Raw genomic sequence first — 15,542 nt, forward strand, 5'->3', positions numbered from 1 at the left:
CTGCTCAGACCAATTGCGCGAATTTGTGAGGGAATTGCGCGTGGCTTTGGTGTGAATGGCGAAAGTTGCAGGGGCGCCTTTGGGATTATTGCAAGTATTGCTGTCGTAAAGTCACCAGCGCATCAACGGTCGATTGCGCGCTATGCGCGATGTCGGTGCGTTGCTTATGATCCTCACGGCGATAGAGCGCCATTGGCTTGTTTTCTGGCGCAATTAAGCTGACATCTGCCGAGATCATACTCCAGCCATAGACGGGTTTTCCGCGGCCACTCAGGGGCGAGAAATGCTCGATGAAGGCGGCCATGCGCCCGGACAGCTTGCCCGTGAAGGTTGGTGTCAGATCGTGGCTGTCGTCTGTATGGCCACGGGCCCCAGCAAGCGTCAGAATCGTGTCGTGTAAGTCCGTTACCTGAATCGGTTGCGCGCTGCGTCCCGCGCGTATGCCGGGGCCTGCGATCACAAGCGGAACTTGGGTGCCGCCGTTATAGATCGTGCCCTTGGCCTCGCGTTGGGTTTTCAGACGGCGCGTGATTTGGCGGGGCGATCCGTTATCGCCGGTAAAGATGACAACCGTATCACGCCGCTCTGTCGCGGAAAGGCTGTCCAGCAGCCGGCCAAGCTCTGTGTCCAGCGCTTCAAGCGCTGCGAAATAGTGCCGTCTTGGATCACGCCGAATGCTGGCCGCATTGGTGCTGAGCGCGCCAAAGCTGTGCAAATCGCTTGGTGGGGCATGAAATGGCGTGTGCGGCGCCGTATAGGCCAGCCAAAGAAACCACGGGCTGTTCTGTGCGGCGATCCAGTCGATTGCGTAATCGGTTAGGTCCGTCGTGACATAGGTTTTTGAGGTTTTAGATCGACCATTTTCAACCACGCGCCAGCTTTCATAGTCTTTAACGCCACCTGACGGGATACCGTAATAGGTCGGAACGCCCAGCTTTGAGGGGTGCGACAGATCACGGGGTGCGTCGGCGAGGTGCCATTTTCCCACAACGGCGGCCGCATAATCCGTATCCTCGCGCAAGCGGTCAAAAAGACTGGGCGTATCGGGGTCAAGACCGTTGTTGGCCTTAGGCTGAACTGCGCTGCCGACGCCTGTCCGACTGGCGTAAAGTCCGGTCAGGATCGACGCGCGGGTCGGCGAGCATGTCGGATAGGCATGCGCATTGTCATAGACACGCCCTTGATCGCAAAGAGATTTCAGCGTCGGCATCCGCACCATATCAGACCCCTGCGCGTGGCAGGGGCTTGCGTCCACGCCCATATCATCGGCAATAACCAACAGGATATTTGGGGTGGCTTTGGCCACCATTGGGGCCAGACAAAAAGCGGCTGCGAGTATCACTTTGCGCATCAGATCCTCCGTATTCTGAGAGTCTAACGCAGACCACCGAATTTTCCGTCGCGGAATATGAAGATTGTCTGGACAAGTGGGAGGTTTGGTGGTCGCTTATGGCCATGCCACATGATCATTCACACCCGCAAACAGAGTTGCCCGCTGATCCGGTTTTGCGTGTCAAAGCGCTAGAGACCCTCTTGGTCAACAAAGGCTTGGTTGACCCAGCCGCGCTTGATGAAATCATCGAGACCTATGCCCATAAAGTCGGGCCTCAGAACGGGGCCAAAGTGGTTGCCAAAATGTGGTCTGATCCCGGATTTCGCGATGCGATGCTGACCGACCCTATGCCGGTTCTGCGCGACATGGATCTCTATGGGCGGCAAGGCGAACATATGGTCTTTGTCGAGAACACGGATACCGTGCACAACATCGTTGTTTGCACGCTATGTTCTTGTTATCCCTGGCCTTTGTTGGGCATCCCGCCGGGGTGGTACAAATCCGACGCTTACCGGGCGCGGGTGGTGCGCGAACCCCGCGCTGTGTTGCAGGAGTTCGGCGTGAGCCTGCCTGAAGACACCGTCGTGCGGGTCTGGGACTCGACAGCTGAAACGCGATATTTGGTCGTTCCGCAACGCCCCGCACACACCGAGGGGCTGAGCGAAGAAGACCTCGCTGCGCGGGTCACACGCGACTCGATGATTGGCACCGGTTTTGCCGCGGAGACAGTCTGATGAGCCGCGTTCACGACATGGGCGGGCGCTTTGGTGATGGCGCGATTAAGGGCGAGGATGACGCGGTGTTTGCCGAGGACTGGCATGCTCGTGCCTTGGCGTTGACTTTGGCCGCAGGCGCTTTGGGGCAATGGAATATCGACACGTCGCGTCATGCGCGTGAACGGCTGTCGCCCAAGGATTATACGCGGTTTTCCTATTACGAAAAATGGATGGGCGGCCTTGCAGAACTGTTGGTCGAAACAGGCGTTGTCACGCGCAATGAACTGGCGACATTGACGCCAGAAGGCGTCTCGGATCTTGCCGAGCGTAAGCTGTTGGCCGAGAATGTCGCCGCAGCACTGGCGGCGGGCGGACCGGCTGATCGGCCCAGCGACAAAACCCCAGACTTTCAACGCGGAGACCGTGTGAAGCTGCGCGCAAGGGCGGGGAACGTTCTGGTCCGTGGTGGCCATACGCGTCTGCCGAGCTATGCCGCCGGGGCGGTGGGCGAAATCGTGATCTATCACGGCACCCATGTTCTGCCCGATTCCAGCGCCCATGGGCTGGGCGATGCTGCAGAGCCGCTTTATGCGGTGGCGATTAAGGCGGCCGATCTTTGGGACCATCCTGAAAACCCAAACGACGAGGTCATTTTGGATCTGTGGCAAAGCTATCTGGAGCGGGCATGAGCCAGCCTGACCCCGCCTTTGAAGCCCCCTGGCACGCAGAGCTGTTTGCCCTGACCGTAGCCATGAACGAGGCGGGCCATTTCTCCTGGGCAGAGTGGGTGCAGGTCTTTTCCTCGCAGCTTAAGCAAGACGGCCTAAAGGCCGAGCTGAACGGCGGGGATGATTATTTCAACGCGTGGCTCACCGCGCTTGAGGGCCTTTTGACGAAAGGCGGGTTTGCCGAAGCGCGTGTTTTGCAGGATCTAAAGCAGGCCTGGAGCGCGGCGTATCTTGCCACACCGCACGGGCAGCCGGTGCGATTAAAGGACGCGTGCTGACCTATTCCTCTTCGACGTCATCCATGTCCACTTGACCAGAGAGGTTGCGTCTGACGATGCTCCAGCTCAGGCCAATGCCCAGCACGATCGACAGCGCAAAAATGCCAAGCCACGTATAGGCGACCTCGCCAGTCGGCGCGAGCAGGCCCCAGTCATAAAGCACCCACATCAGCGCGCAGAGTACGATCAGGATCAGAAACATCCCCCCCGCGCCGATAGAGCGCAACGTGGCGCGCAGATAGACGAGATAGCCAATCGACAACAACAGGCCGAGGAACACTGTCATCGGCAGTTCTTCGACGTAATTCGCCACGGCCCATTCCAGATAGTTAAATCCGGTGGGGTTATAGGTTGCTGTGAGCAACAGAAAGGCAAAGAGCCAACGGAGGAAAAAACCCATATCTCGTCCCATTCGGGCTTGTTTGCCCTAGAAATTGCGCAAAATGGGGGGATCTGTAAAGTGGGCGGACCGTAAAATTCGGGAAATCGTTACACAGTCACCTCACGATCAATGGCCTTGCCCCAATAGAAAATGCGATAGCTCCGCAGGTCGGGGGAATAATAAGGATCGTTCAGCACCAGGTCTTCCACCTCGTGCCGTGTCGCGTTTTTGACAATCCAAAGCCCCCCAACAAAGGGAGACTCTTGGGCCTGCCGGAACCCGCCACCGGTGACGATTTGGTCCGCGTGCTCGGTCAAATAGGCGATATGCGCCGCGCCATGGGCTTTGCGATGTTCCAGCATGCCGTCTGTGTCGTCAAAGATAACAACCCAATAACTCATCCAAGTCTCCTGTTCTGATACAGGTGATCCTCGCGGCGTTGTGCATGTTCCCAAAGGGCCAGTTCGCGCGCGGCAATAGCCCCAGTTGGCGGGCGGGTCTGCCAGAACGCGGTCACAAATCGTGCATTGGCAGCATTTTCGCGCAATTTGCGGTTTCGCTGGGCTACGACTGTCGTTAAAAGGGCGCGGGTTTGATCTCTGAAAAGGACCAGATATGGCAAACGTCGTCGTCGTCGGCGCCCAATGGGGCGATGAGGGAAAAGGTAAGATTGTGGATTGGCTCAGCGAACGTGCTGACGTCATCGCGCGCTTCCAAGGGGGCCATAACGCCGGCCATACCCTCGTCATTGACGGCAAGGTCTATAAGCTGCACGCGCTGCCGTCTGGCGTTGTGCGCGGCGGCAAGCTGTCTGTGATCGGCAATGGTGTGGTGCTGGATCCTTGGCACCTGATCAAAGAGATCGCAACCGTGCGCGACCAAGGCGTCGAGATCACGCCAGAAACCCTGATGATCGCGGAAAACACCCCGCTGATCCTGCCGATCCACGGCGAATTGGACCGCGCCCGCGAAGAAGCCGCATCCAAGGGCACCAAGATTGGCACCACCGGTCGCGGCATTGGCCCGGCCTATGAAGACAAAGTTGGCCGTCGCTCTGTCCGCGTTGCGGATCTGGCGGACGAAGCCACACTGGAAGCGCGCGTGGACCGCGCCCTTCAACACCATGACCCTCTGCGCAAGGGGCTGGGCATCGAGCCTGTTGACCGCGACGCGTTGATTGCCAAGCTGAAAGAGATCGCGGCAGAAATTCTGCCCTTCGCGGCCCCTGTTTGGAAAGTGCTGAATGAAAAGCGCAAGTCCGGCAAACGGATCCTGTTTGAAGGCGCTCAGGGCGCCTTGCTGGATATCGATTTCGGCACGTATCCCTTTGTGACCTCCTCAAACGTGATCGCAGGCCAGGCCGCAACAGGCGTGGGCGTTGGTCCGGGGTCTATCGAATATGTTTTGGGCATCGTCAAAGCCTATACCACCCGCGTTGGCGAAGGCCCGTTCCCAACCGAGTTGCATGACGACGACGGTCAGCGCCTTGGCGAGCGTGGCCACGAGTTTGGCACCACGACAGGGCGCAAGCGGCGCTGTGGCTGGTTTGATGCGGCCTTGGTCCGTCAGACCTGCGCGACTTCGGGTGTGACCGGTATCTCCCTGACCAAACTCGACGTTCTGGACGGGTTTGAGACCCTGAAGATCTGTGTGGGCTATGAGCTGGACGGCGAAACGCTGGACTATCTGCCGACTGCGGCGGATCAACAAGCACGCTGCACGCCGATCTACGAAGAAATGCCCGGCTGGTCCGAAAGCACCGAAGGCGCGCGCAGCTGGAATGACCTGCCTGCCAATGCCATCAAATACGTCAAACGTGTCGAAGAGCTGATCGACTGCCCTGTCGCTTTGCTATCGACCAGCCCAGAGCGGGACGACACCATTTTGGTGACCGACCCTTTCGCTGACTGATGGCCCTCAGCTACAAAGCCCGCCGTCGCTGGTCCCTCATCATTTTGGTGGTGGGCCTCCCGATTTATATCGTGCTGGCGTCGGTTCTGGCGACGACCGTTGTCAGATTGCTGGGCGACAGCGGCTTGGTGTTTTTGCTGCAACTGGCCATCTATGTCGGCCTGGGGATCGCGTGGATCTTGCCGTTCAAGTCGATATTTCTGGGTATCGGACAGGCAGACCCCGACGCTGACCCCGAAGACTAAAAAAAGCCGCCTCATCTGGGCGGCTTTTCTTTTGAATGCGTCAGGTTTTAGCCCATCGCGCTTTCTGGTTTGAAGCGGATGGTCTCTGCGGCGGTGAACCGACCGCCAGCGATCTTTTCGATCTTTTTGTCGCGCAAAAGCTGACCAAAAGACCGCAAGCCGGCTTCGCGTTGGAACCGATCCGGGCCCAGTTGATAGGCCAGACGCATCAGCATCGGACGCGAGAAGCGGCGACGGCCTTCTACATACGTCAGATAGGATGCGGCGGCTTCCAGAATGTCTGGCAACTCGGTTGCGCCAACCTCTTCGGCATAGGCTGCAAAATCACTGGTCTCTTTGGGTTCAAAAGACTGGATATCTGCAGGCGAGACGCGACGTGGGCGTACGACCTCTTCCTGCTGTTGAGGTGCGGCATCGACACGCTGGGATGCAACAAGGCGCAATGGCGCGGCACCGTCATCCGCTGGGGCTTCGGTCGCAAGCGCCGAGGTCGCAGAGCCACGACGTGGACGCATGACGTCGGCCAAATCTTCGCGAGAGGCGCCAGACTGGTCTTTGTCGCCCTCATATGTGCCTGCGCTTTTTTCAGCGCGCGTGGCGGCAACCGCAGCCCGCAGATGCGCCAAAGTGGTGCGGCGACGGCTGGTGTCTGGATCTTCAAGCTTGGTGTTGGCCTCATCCAGCAACCGGTCAACAGATTCCTGTTTTGGGGCATCTTCAGCCAGATTTGCCCGTGGCCGCGGAGTCGGTGGCGTATTTTCGAGGATCTCCTCGTCATACTCTTCTTCGTCCAGCTCTGTGTGGGCATAGCCGTTTTCAAATTCAGCGACCGTGTCCTCGCCAATTGCCTCTTCAATCTCCGCAGGCGCGGGGGCCGGTTCAGGCGTCGGTTCTGCGACAGGCTCTTGGACCGGAGCCGCTGCAACGGGCGCTGCATCGTCTTCAACGGTTTTGTCAGAGCGGCGCATACGGATTACGCGACCTTTAACAGGGTTAACCGCCGCTTCGATGTCGTCTTCGTCCTCTAGGGAGCCTTCGATGTCACTGGCAGATTTGCGCAGGAAGTCCGCGGCCGGGTTTTCCGCGTGCTCATCTTCGGAATACGGCGAGCTGTCGTCGTTCTGCTCGGCTTTTGAGACCACAGCGCGAATACGGCTGAGTTTGGCCGCGATGCTGCTTACGCCATCATCAGACTGCGTTTTGGTGCCAGCAAAGAAGTCGTCAGCGTCGTCGTCATCGGCTTCTTGCTCTGCCGTGTCCTCGGCGTCCGCAGGTTCTTCGATCTCGGCAACGTCTTCCACGTCTTCAGAAACCGAATGTGCAACTTCGGTGTCTTCAAACGCAGGCTCATCGTCGATCTCGGTTTCGACCTCACGGTCTGCCACCGCAGGGGCCTCGGCAACGTATTCGTCTGCCTCTAGGTCGTCCTCATCGGCCTCTGCTGTTTCAACAGAAGCGGGTGCTTGGATCTCTTCGGCAGCTTCATGCGTTGCGACATCGTCGGCGACATCAGCCGCGTGATCGTTCGCAACGCTGTCGACCTCTGCGAAAAACGCCTCGCGTTCTTGCGCCAGCTGATCTTCGTCGATGGCAACGGTTTCTTCGCCCTCGGTGATCTGGTCATCAAGCTCGTCGCTTGCGACGTCCTCAGGTGCCTCGGTGAAAACATTGTCCTGCGCGTCGTCGTCAAGCTCGTTGTCGTCCTGAAGCACAGGCTCAGACGCTGCGACAGGCGCAGGCTCTGCGATTGCATCACTGGCTGTCAGAACCAGTGTGCCTTGATCTGTCCGTGCCTGAACGCGGCGTTCGATCTCGCGTTCTGCGATCCGCGCCAGCATTTCAGCATCGGGGGTTGGCGGTTCGGCACCGAAATAACGGTCATCCGCGGCCAGGTCTCTGAAGTACTCTGCGATCGCTTTCATGGTGTCGAAGTTGTCTTCGAACCCTTCTAGCGTGCAGGAAAATGTCCCGTACGATACTGTCAGTACTTTATTATTGGTAACCATGTTCCCGGTTCCTTTGCACTACTCAGAAACTTGTTTACCACGTCGAGGGTGGCCAAACGTGACCGATTCTGTGCCTTTCAGCGTATCATTTTGAGGCTAAAATGGGGCAAGAGGTCAAACAACCATAGGTGAAATAGGCAAATGACAGCCATTGTGCACAGCCGAGAAACAGTGACCCTTGTGGGGGCTGGATTGACAACCGAAAATTCAATTCGGCGTTGTCTTGCACTCGCACCAAGGTTGTTTGCGGCGGACGGTGGCGCGCGTCATTGTCTGGACGCAAGCCTGAAACCAGAGGCGGTTTTGGGAGATTTGGACAGCTTTTCAAACACAAGCGACCTTCCTGCTGACGCTATTCACCGCATTTCCGAACAGGATACAACCGATTTCGACAAGGCGCTGCGGTCCATCGATGCGCCCTTGATTTTGGGCGCGGGGTTTACCGGGTTGCGTGTGGATCATTATCTGGCCTGCCTCAATGGTCTGGTGCGGCGACCGGACCGTCGCTGCATCCTTTTGGGCGACACAGACATCGCGTTCTTGTTGCCGCCCCATTTTGAAATGAGCCTGACGGCAGGCACGCGCGTGTCGTTGTTCCCGCTGGGCTTGGTCGAGGGGACGTCGGACGGGTTGAAATGGCCGATCTCGGGTCTCAGCCTGTCGCCCGATGGTCAGATCGGAACGTCCAATCAGGCCGAAGGGGACATCGAAATATCGGTGACGGCCCCCAAGTTGCTGATGATCTTGCCAGAACAAGAGCTTGAGAATGCTACTCGGGCACTGCTTGCGTGCTCCGCGACGTGGCCTGCTCTCGGTAAATAATGTAGAGCCCCGCGGCGATGGTCACCAGAATGCCAGCAGCGGCAAGGCCATTGGGCAGATCGCCAAACATCAGGTACCCATAGAGCGTTGCAATCGGAATCTCGAGGTATTGCATGGGCGCAAGCGTGGCTGACGGCGCAAAGCGCAGCGACCAGGTCATGCAAAGATGCGCGATGGTGCCACCGATCCCCATGATCAGGAACGGCAGGTACAGCGAACTGGAGGGCCATTCGAACGTAAAGGGCCGAAAGTCGACCCAATGGGCCACCGCAAGAATGGGGATCAGCGTCAGGCAGCCAAAGATCGCGTTCTGCGCCTGCAGCGCGACGGGATCGGTGTCTTTGGCGATTTGTCTCGTGATCAGCATATAAAACGCAAAGATCACCGCGACCGCGAGCGGATACAGAACAGGCCAGCCAACGTTGATGAAATTCGGCTGGATCACCATCAGGGTTCCGACAAAGCCAACCGAACAGGCGGCAATCCTGCGCATGCCGACCTCTTCGCCCAGAAACCACCACCCCAGCAACAGCATGATAAAGGGCATCACAAAGGCGATGGCCACCGCATCCGCCAGTGGCAGATAGAGCAGAGCGGTGAACATGCATCCCAGCCCTGCGATCTGCAAAAGGCTGCGAACATAGGCCAGCCAGAACAGGCGACCTGTCAGAAACAGGCGTTCTTTGCGCAGCATGGCGACAGGGGTAAGGATCAGCAGCTGAAACACAAAACGCGAAACGATCAGAGTCGCCAAGGTCGACAGCGGGCCGATCAGCTTTGCCAGTGAATCTCCGAGCGGGACGATGAGGCAAAAAGCCAGCATCAGAAGAATACCAAGAAACGGACGATCACCACTCATGCGGCGAAGCTAGGCTTAGGTTTAGGCAGGGTCAATTCGGGAAATGATATACGACGCTACGAAAAAGGCCGGGCGTATCTACGCCCGGCCTGAACTTGGGAGATGTCCCGCGATCAGCGGTTCATGCGGTTTTCGATCAGGTCGTCCACGACGGCTGGCTCTGCAAGGGTCGAGGTGTCGCCCAGCGATCCATAGTCGTTTTCAGCAATCTTGCGCAGAATACGGCGCATGATTTTGCCCGAACGGGTCTTCGGCAGGCCAGGGGCCCATTGGATCAGATCCGGGCTGGCGATCGGGCCAATTTCGGTGCGTACCCAAGTGCGCAGCTCTTTGCGCAACTCTTCGGTTGGCTCCTCGCCGGACATCAGCGTCACATAGCAATAGATGCCCTGACCTTTGATGTCGTGCGGATAGCCCACAACCGCGGCCTCAGCGACTTTCTCATGTGCCACCAGCGCGCTCTCGACTTCGGCGGTGCCCATGCGGTGACCCGAGACGTTGATAACGTCATCCACACGGCCGGTGATCCAATAGTCGCCATCCTCATCGCGACGACAGCCGTCGCCGGTGAAGTAATAGCCTTTGTAATCAGAGAAATAGGTTTTCTCGAACCGCTCATGATCGCCCCAGACGGTCCGCATCTGTGCAGGCCAGCTGTCTTTGATGCAAAGCACGCCCTCAACGCCATTGCCCTCGATGATCTCGCCTGATGCCGGTTCCAGAACCACAGGTTCAATGCCAAAGAAAGGCTTCATGGCCGAGCCAGGCTTGGTTGCATGTGCGCCGGGCAGGGGCGTCATAAGGTGTCCGCCGGTTTCCGTCTGCCACCACGTGTCCACGATCGGGCAGGTGCCGCCGCCGACCACGTCATTGTACCAGTTCCAGGCTTCTGGGTTGATCGGCTCGCCAACGGTTCCAAGGATACGCAGCGACGACAAATCCGACCCTTTGACGAAATCGTCGCCCTGACCCATCAACGCGCGGATCGCGGTTGGCGCGGTGTAGAACTGGTTGACCTTGTGCTTTTCACAGACCTGCCAGAAGCGCGACGCATCCGGATACGTCGGTGTGCCTTCAAACATGACAGTTGTCGCGCCATTGGCCAGCGGGCCATAGACGATATAGCTGTGGCCGGTGACCCAGCCCACGTCCGCCGTACACCAGAAGATGTCGCCGTCATGATAGTCAAACGTCATCTGGTGGGTCAGGCTTGCGTAGACGATATAGCCGCCGGTGGTGTGCACAACGCCTTTGGGCATCCCGGTGGAGCCAGAGGTATAAAGGATAAACAACGGATCCTCAGCACCCATCTCTTCGGGGGCGCAGGTTGTTGCAGCTTTGGCGGCCAGCGCGTTGTAGTCATAGTCCTGCGCGTCGTTCCAAGCGACATCGCCGCCCGTGCGACGCACGACCAGAGACTTCACGCTATCGGCGCAGCTTTCCAGTGCTTTGTCTGCGTTGGTTTTCAACGGGGTGTTGCGGCCGCCACGTGGGGCCTCGTCCGCGGTGATCAGCACCTTGGCCTCAGATCCGTTGATCCGGGCGGCGAGGGCGTCGGGGCTGAAGCCTGCGAAAACGATCGAGTGAATGGCCCCGATCCGCGTGCAGGCCAGCATCGCATAGGCCGCTTCGGGGATCATCGGGATATAAAGGACAACCCGGTCGCCTTTGCCCACACCCATGTCCTTGAGGACGTTGGCCATGCGGCAGGTATTGTCATGTAGCTCTTGATAGCTGATGTGCTGGGCGTCCTGGGATGGATCATCAGGTTCCCAGATAATTGCGGTTTGATCCGCACGGGTGGCCAGATGGCGGTCGATACAGTTGGCCGAGACGTTCAATGTACCGTCGGCGTACCAGTTGATGTTGACGTTGCCAAACTCATAGCTGACGTCTTTGACCTGTGTGTAGGGTTTGATCCAGTCAATCCGCTGGCCTTGCTCGCGCCAGAACCCTTCGGGGTCGTTGATCGAGGCGGCGTACATATCGTCGTATTTTGCGGCGTCCACGTGTGCTTTGGACGCCAGTTCTTGCGACGGCGCATATGTGGGTGAGGTCATAGTGTATTCCTGTTTTTCAAAGGCCACGCCCAGCGAAAGGGGCTGGGCGTGCCTGAGGCGACTTAGATGGCCAGATACTCTGCGCGAAGTTGCTCGTTTTCAAGCACTTCCTGCGCTGTTCCGTCAAAGACGATCCCGCCGGTATCCAGAATAACAGCACGATCCGCCAATTCTAGCGCACGTACGGCGTTTTGCTCTACGATGATCGTGGTAATACCTTGCTCCTTGATAATACGTAGAGTTTTCTCGATTTCGTCTACGATCACCGGCGCAAGACCTTCGTAAGGTTCGTCCAGAAGCAGGACCTTGATGTCACGCGCAAGCGCGCGCGCAATGGCCAGCATCTGCTGCTCGCCCCCGGACAGGGTGACGCCCTCTTGTTTGCGACGCTCGCCCAGGCGCGGGAACAGCGAATAGAGGCGCTCGAGCGACCAGCCGATGGGTGGTGCGATTTGGGCCAGTTGCAAGTTTTCCTCGACCGTCAGACCTGGAATGATCGAGCGGTCCTCTGGCACAAGCCCGATGCCCGCCTGACTTGCCTCGTGGCTGCGGCAGCCGTGCAGGGGCTTGTGGTCCAGCCAGATCTCACCCCCTTGCACCTGAGGTTCGTCCATCCGAGCAATGGAGCGCAGGGTCGAGGTCTTGCCAGCCCCGTTCCTGCCAAGCAGAGCCAGGATCTCCCCTTCGTGCACGTTGAACGAGATGTTCTGCACGATATAGCTTTCGCCATAGTAGCTCTCGAGGTTCCAGACCGACAAATAGGCCGGAGAGGTTTCAGCGCGGCTTACGCCCTTGGAAAAATCAGGTTTATCGTTCATGGGATTTCTCCTTATGCCGCTTCGCCAAGATAGGCTTCACGCACTTTAGGGTGGCCTTTGATATTATCAGGGGTGTCCTCGACCAGAGGGGTGCCCTGCGCCAGCACGGTGATGCGTTCTGCCAAAGAGAAGACGACGTGCATGTCGTGTTCAATGATGGCGATCGTGATGTCACGCTCGTCCTTGATCTGTTTCAAAAGGTCGATCGTGTTGTTGGTATCGGCACGCGCCATGCCAGCGGTGGGTTCGTCAAGAAGCAAGAGACGTGGTTCCTGAGCAAGACACATGCCGATCTCGAGACGCCGCTTGTCCCCGCGGGACATGGCTGCGGCGTGCATATTTCTTTTGTCAGCCATATTCATATCGACCAGCTGCTTTTCGGCCGCTTCCACGATGTCTTTCTCGGCCATCATGTTGGGGATGGCCTGAAGGCGGAAGGCTCCGTCGCGTTTGGCGAAGATCGGGATCATCATGTTTTCCATGACCGAAAGCTCGCCAAAGATTTCGGGGGTCTGGAAGACGCGGCTGATGCCCATCTGGTTGATTTCATATGGGGTGCGCCCCAACACGGACTGACCGTCAAAGGTGACAGAGCCAGTGTCCGGGATCAATTTGCCCACGAAACAGTTCAGCAAAGTGGATTTGCCAGCCCCGTTCGGACCAATAATGGCGTGGACAGAGTTTTCTTTGACGCTGAGGTTCACATCGCCCAGGGCCTGAAGGCCACCGAACCGCTTGCCGACGTCTTTGACTTCGAGAATTCCCATCAGTCGTCTCCTTATTCTGCAGGTTCAGTGGAACGTTTGTCTTCGGCTTTTCGGCGTCCCAACATGGCACGTATGCGCTGTCCGCCTTCTACAAGGCCGCCGGGAAGGAAGATCACCACAAGCATGAACAGGATGCCCAGCGTCAGGTGCCAGCCTTTGCCGATGAACGGGTAGAGGATGGCAACGGTAAAGTCTTCCATGCCGTCGGGCATAAAGGCGAACCAGCTGTGCAGGATGTCAGAGTTGATCTTGGACAGGATGTTTTCCATGTATTTGATCACGCCTGCGCCCAGAACCGGACCGATCAGAGAGCCAGCACCGCCAAGGATGGTCATCAGAACCACTTCGCCAGAGGCGGTCCAGAACATCCGCTCAGGACCAGCTTGTGTGTCCATCGCCACCATCAGGCCACCCGCCAGACCCGCATACATGCCAGAGATAACAAAGGCTGCCAGAGTATAGGGGCGGGTATTCAAGCCGGTATAGTTCATCCGCTGCTGGTTGGATTTCACAGCACGCATCATCAAACCAAAGGGGCTGCGGAAGATGCGGATCGCCAGATAGAAGCTGGCCAGCATCACAAGCGCTGCGATGTAGTAACCTGCGTTGAAGGTAAAGACCCACCCCGCAATGCCCAGATCAAAGCTTGCGCCCATCTCAAGTCCGAACAGGTTTGCTTTGGGCGTTGCGCCGTCAGCAAGGTTGCCGTCCAGAATACGCGGGTCGCTGACTTTTGGCTGCAGGCCGGTTTCACCACCTGTGATCGGGGTCAGAACCGAATAGGCGAGGGAATAGGACATCTGAGCAAAGGCCAGTGTCAGGATCGAGAAGTAGATCCCCGAACGGCGCAGGGTAACAAAGCCAACCAGGACGCTGAACAGACCTGCCACGATAACCGACAGAATGATGGCGGGAATGACGTTCATCGTCAAAAGCTTCATCATCCAGATCGCGGCGTAAGATCCCACACCCAGAAAGGCAGCATGTCCGAAGGACAGATACCCTGTCAGGCCAAAGAGGATGTTAAAGCCAATCGCAAAGATACCAAAGATCACAAAGCGCTGCATCAGATCCGGGTAGCCTGCATTGAACTGCGCCATCGCCGAGCCTTCGGGGAAGGGGTTCAAGATAAACGGCGCGAGGGCCACAAGCGCTGCGACGAGCAGCAGGAGGTTCCAGTCTTTCTTTTCTAATCCGAGCATAGTCTTATTCCTCCATCACGCCTTTGCGTCCCATCAGACCGCGAGGGCGGGTCAGAAGGATCACGATGGCGACGAGGTAGATGATAATTTGGTTCAGGCCGGGCAGGACCGCGAGGACTTCGCGCATCGAGGCAAAGCTTTCCAGAATGCCCAGAACAAAGCCTGCGAGAACAGCGCCGGGCAAAGAGCCCATGCCGCCCACAACAACCACAACAAAGCTGAGAACCAAGAAGTCCATGCCCATGTGATAGTTTGGCGAGTTGATCGGTGTGTACATGACGCCGGCAAGCCCTGCGACTGCGGCTGCCAGACCGAACATCAGTGTAAAGCGACGGTCGATGTTGATGCCCAAAAGCTGCACTGTTTCGCGATCCGCCATGCCAGCACGGACAACCATGCCGAAGGTGGTGAATTGCAGGAAGGCAAACACAGCTCCGATAATGATGACGGCAAAGGCAAAATACACAATCCGCCAGTAGGGGTAGATGATCAGGTTGGGATCAAATCCAAGCGCTTGGCCAAAGTCGAAAGATCCTTTGAACGCCTCAGGCGCAGGGGTCGGGATTGGGTTTGCGCCGAAATAGTATTTGATGATTTCCTGCAAAACGATCGCAAGGCCAAAGGTCACAAGGATCTGGTCCGCATGCGGGCGTTTGTAGAAATGCTTGATCAGACCGCGCTCCATGACGATGCCGATGCAGATCATTACTGGGATCGCAAAGAGGATGGACAGGGGGACCGCCCAGTCGATTATCAAATCCCCGGTTGCCTGACCGAACATATCGTGGACGTAAGGGACTTCGACTTTCAATGGGTTGCCCAGAAAGTCGGTGCGGGTGTCATCGATGATAGTGTGTGACAGTGTCAGAATTCGGCTGAGGGTCACCGCGCAGAACGCGCCGATCATGAACAAAGCGCCGTGCGCAAAGTTCACAACGCCCAATGTGCCGAAGATCAGAGTAAGGCCCAGAGCGATCAACGCATAAGCGGATCCCTTATCTAAGCCGTTCAAAATTTGCAGGATAATTGCTTCCATTGGTCCCACCGTATTATGTCACGCAACCCTCCGTTTGGGGGCTGCGTGATACTTTAAAGGGAATGGGGCGCCGAAACACCCCATTCTGGGAGGTTCGCTTATGCGCCCGAGTTACAGGAACCCAGTTCGCCACCAAAGATGGACGCGTCATAGGTAACCTGGCTAACAGGCGTGACTTCGACGATCTCAAGAAGGTCGAATTCAGAGGTTGGGTTCTCTTTACCACGCACAACCAGAACGTCTTTGAAGCACTGGTGGTCTTCGGCACGGTACAGAGTTTTACCGTTGCCCATGCCGTCAAACTCAAAGCCTTCGAGAGCTTCGGCAACGCCACATGGGTTAAAGGTGCCTGCGCGGTTACATGCGTCTGCATAGAGCA

General features: G+C 57.5%; 16 protein-coding genes and 1 pseudogene. 6 read left to right on the forward strand and 11 right to left on the reverse strand.

Going from position 1 to position 15,542, the window contains the following annotated elements:
- Positions 1-85 precede the first annotated feature (85 nt).
- Positions 86-1,351 (reverse strand): sulfatase-like hydrolase/transferase, encoded by a 1,266-nt coding sequence (locus tag ACEQWH_RS10985; protein WP_370230759.1) that lies wholly within the window; start codon positions 1,349-1,351, stop codon positions 86-88.
- A gap of 104 nt (positions 1,352-1,455) precedes the next feature.
- Here ACEQWH_RS10985 and nthA point away from each other — a divergent pair, with 104 nt between their 5' ends.
- Genes nthA through ACEQWH_RS11000 form a run of 3 tightly spaced genes read left to right on the forward strand, consistent with a single transcriptional unit; the run spans position 1,456 to position 3,055 of the window.
- The gene (nthA, locus tag ACEQWH_RS10990; RefSeq protein WP_370230797.1) at positions 1,456-2,067 is read left to right on the forward strand and encodes a nitrile hydratase subunit alpha; all 612 of its coding nucleotides are present in this window, start codon (positions 1,456-1,458) and stop codon (positions 2,065-2,067) included.
- Positions 2,067-2,738, forward strand: coding sequence for a nitrile hydratase subunit beta (nthB, locus tag ACEQWH_RS10995; protein ID WP_370230762.1), 672 nt, complete (start codon positions 2,067-2,069; stop codon positions 2,736-2,738). Before nthA ends, nthB begins: the two co-directional genes overlap by 1 nt.
- Positions 2,735-3,055 carry a nitrile hydratase accessory protein gene (locus ACEQWH_RS11000; RefSeq protein WP_370230765.1) on the forward strand — a complete coding sequence of 107 codons (321 nt, stop codon included), beginning with the start codon at positions 2,735-2,737 and terminating at the stop codon, positions 3,053-3,055. The genes nthB and ACEQWH_RS11000 overlap by 4 nt, the downstream gene beginning before the upstream one ends.
- A 1-nt stretch (position 3,056) precedes the next feature.
- Here the strand turns inward: ACEQWH_RS11000 and ACEQWH_RS11005 are convergent, their stop codons facing one another.
- A complete protein-coding gene (locus ACEQWH_RS11005) occupies positions 3,057-3,455 on the reverse strand; it encodes a DUF6524 family protein (RefSeq protein ID WP_370230767.1) in 399 nt (132 codons plus the stop codon).
- A gap of 89 nt (positions 3,456-3,544) precedes the next feature.
- Positions 3,545-3,838 carry a YciI family protein gene (locus ACEQWH_RS11010; protein WP_370230770.1) on the reverse strand — a complete coding sequence of 98 codons (294 nt, stop codon included), beginning with the start codon at positions 3,836-3,838 and terminating at the stop codon, positions 3,545-3,547.
- Positions 3,839-4,052: 214 nt separating this feature from the next.
- Here ACEQWH_RS11010 and ACEQWH_RS11015 point away from each other — a divergent pair, with 214 nt between their 5' ends.
- Together ACEQWH_RS11015 and ACEQWH_RS11020 are read left to right on the forward strand one after the other, a co-directional pair.
- Positions 4,053-5,348 (forward strand): adenylosuccinate synthase, encoded by a 1,296-nt coding sequence (locus ACEQWH_RS11015; RefSeq protein ID WP_370230772.1) that lies wholly within the window; start codon positions 4,053-4,055, stop codon positions 5,346-5,348.
- Positions 5,348-5,593: a DUF2842 domain-containing protein gene (locus tag ACEQWH_RS11020; protein ID WP_370230773.1), complete on the forward strand. Its 246-nt coding sequence runs from the start codon at positions 5,348-5,350 to the stop codon at positions 5,591-5,593. Before ACEQWH_RS11015 ends, ACEQWH_RS11020 begins: the two co-directional genes overlap by 1 nt.
- Before the next feature lie 47 nt (positions 5,594-5,640).
- Here ACEQWH_RS11020 and ACEQWH_RS11025 read toward each other — a convergent pair whose 3' ends face one another.
- Complete coding sequence (locus ACEQWH_RS11025; RefSeq protein ID WP_370230776.1) at positions 5,641-7,599, reverse strand: hypothetical protein; 1,959 nt, start codon at positions 7,597-7,599, stop codon at positions 5,641-5,643.
- Between the two features lie 141 nt (positions 7,600-7,740).
- On the opposite strand from ACEQWH_RS11025, the gene ACEQWH_RS11030 reads away from it, so the two are divergent.
- On the forward strand, positions 7,741-8,421 hold the full coding sequence (locus tag ACEQWH_RS11030) for a thiamine diphosphokinase (RefSeq protein WP_372521400.1): 681 nt from the start codon (positions 7,741-7,743) through the stop codon (positions 8,419-8,421).
- Here the strand turns inward: ACEQWH_RS11030 and ACEQWH_RS11035 are convergent.
- The 7 genes and pseudogenes from ACEQWH_RS11035 to ACEQWH_RS11065 all read right to left on the reverse strand — a co-directional run.
- Positions 8,369-9,280 (reverse strand): DMT family transporter, encoded by a 912-nt coding sequence (locus ACEQWH_RS11035; RefSeq protein ID WP_370230782.1) that lies wholly within the window; start codon positions 9,278-9,280, stop codon positions 8,369-8,371. The genes ACEQWH_RS11030 and ACEQWH_RS11035 overlap by 53 nt on opposite strands.
- Positions 9,281-9,393: 113 nt before the next feature.
- Entirely contained in the window at positions 9,394-11,340 is a 1,947-nt protein-coding gene (acs, locus tag ACEQWH_RS11040) for an acetate--CoA ligase (protein WP_370230784.1), read from the reverse strand.
- A gap of 62 nt (positions 11,341-11,402) precedes the next feature.
- On the reverse strand, positions 11,403-12,158 hold the full coding sequence (locus ACEQWH_RS11045; RefSeq protein WP_370230787.1) for an ABC transporter ATP-binding protein: 756 nt from the start codon (positions 12,156-12,158) through the stop codon (positions 11,403-11,405).
- A gap of 11 nt (positions 12,159-12,169) precedes the next feature.
- Complete coding sequence (locus tag ACEQWH_RS11050) at positions 12,170-12,925, reverse strand: ABC transporter ATP-binding protein (RefSeq protein WP_370230790.1); 756 nt, start codon at positions 12,923-12,925, stop codon at positions 12,170-12,172.
- A gap of 11 nt (positions 12,926-12,936) precedes the next feature.
- Positions 12,937-14,127 (reverse strand): branched-chain amino acid ABC transporter permease, encoded by a 1,191-nt coding sequence (locus ACEQWH_RS11055; protein WP_370230793.1) that lies wholly within the window; start codon positions 14,125-14,127, stop codon positions 12,937-12,939.
- Positions 14,128-14,131: 4 nt separating this feature from the next.
- Positions 14,132-15,163: a branched-chain amino acid ABC transporter permease gene (locus ACEQWH_RS11060; protein WP_370230796.1), complete on the reverse strand. Its 1,032-nt coding sequence runs from the start codon at positions 15,161-15,163 to the stop codon at positions 14,132-14,134.
- A 98-nt stretch (positions 15,164-15,261) separates the two neighbouring features.
- A pseudogene (locus ACEQWH_RS11065) lies at positions 15,262-15,542 on the reverse strand (branched-chain amino acid ABC transporter substrate-binding protein); the annotation flags it as partial.

Source organism: Cognatishimia sp. (assembly GCF_964229375.1).
Classification (GTDB): domain Bacteria; phylum Pseudomonadota; class Alphaproteobacteria; order Rhodobacterales; family Rhodobacteraceae; genus Cognatishimia.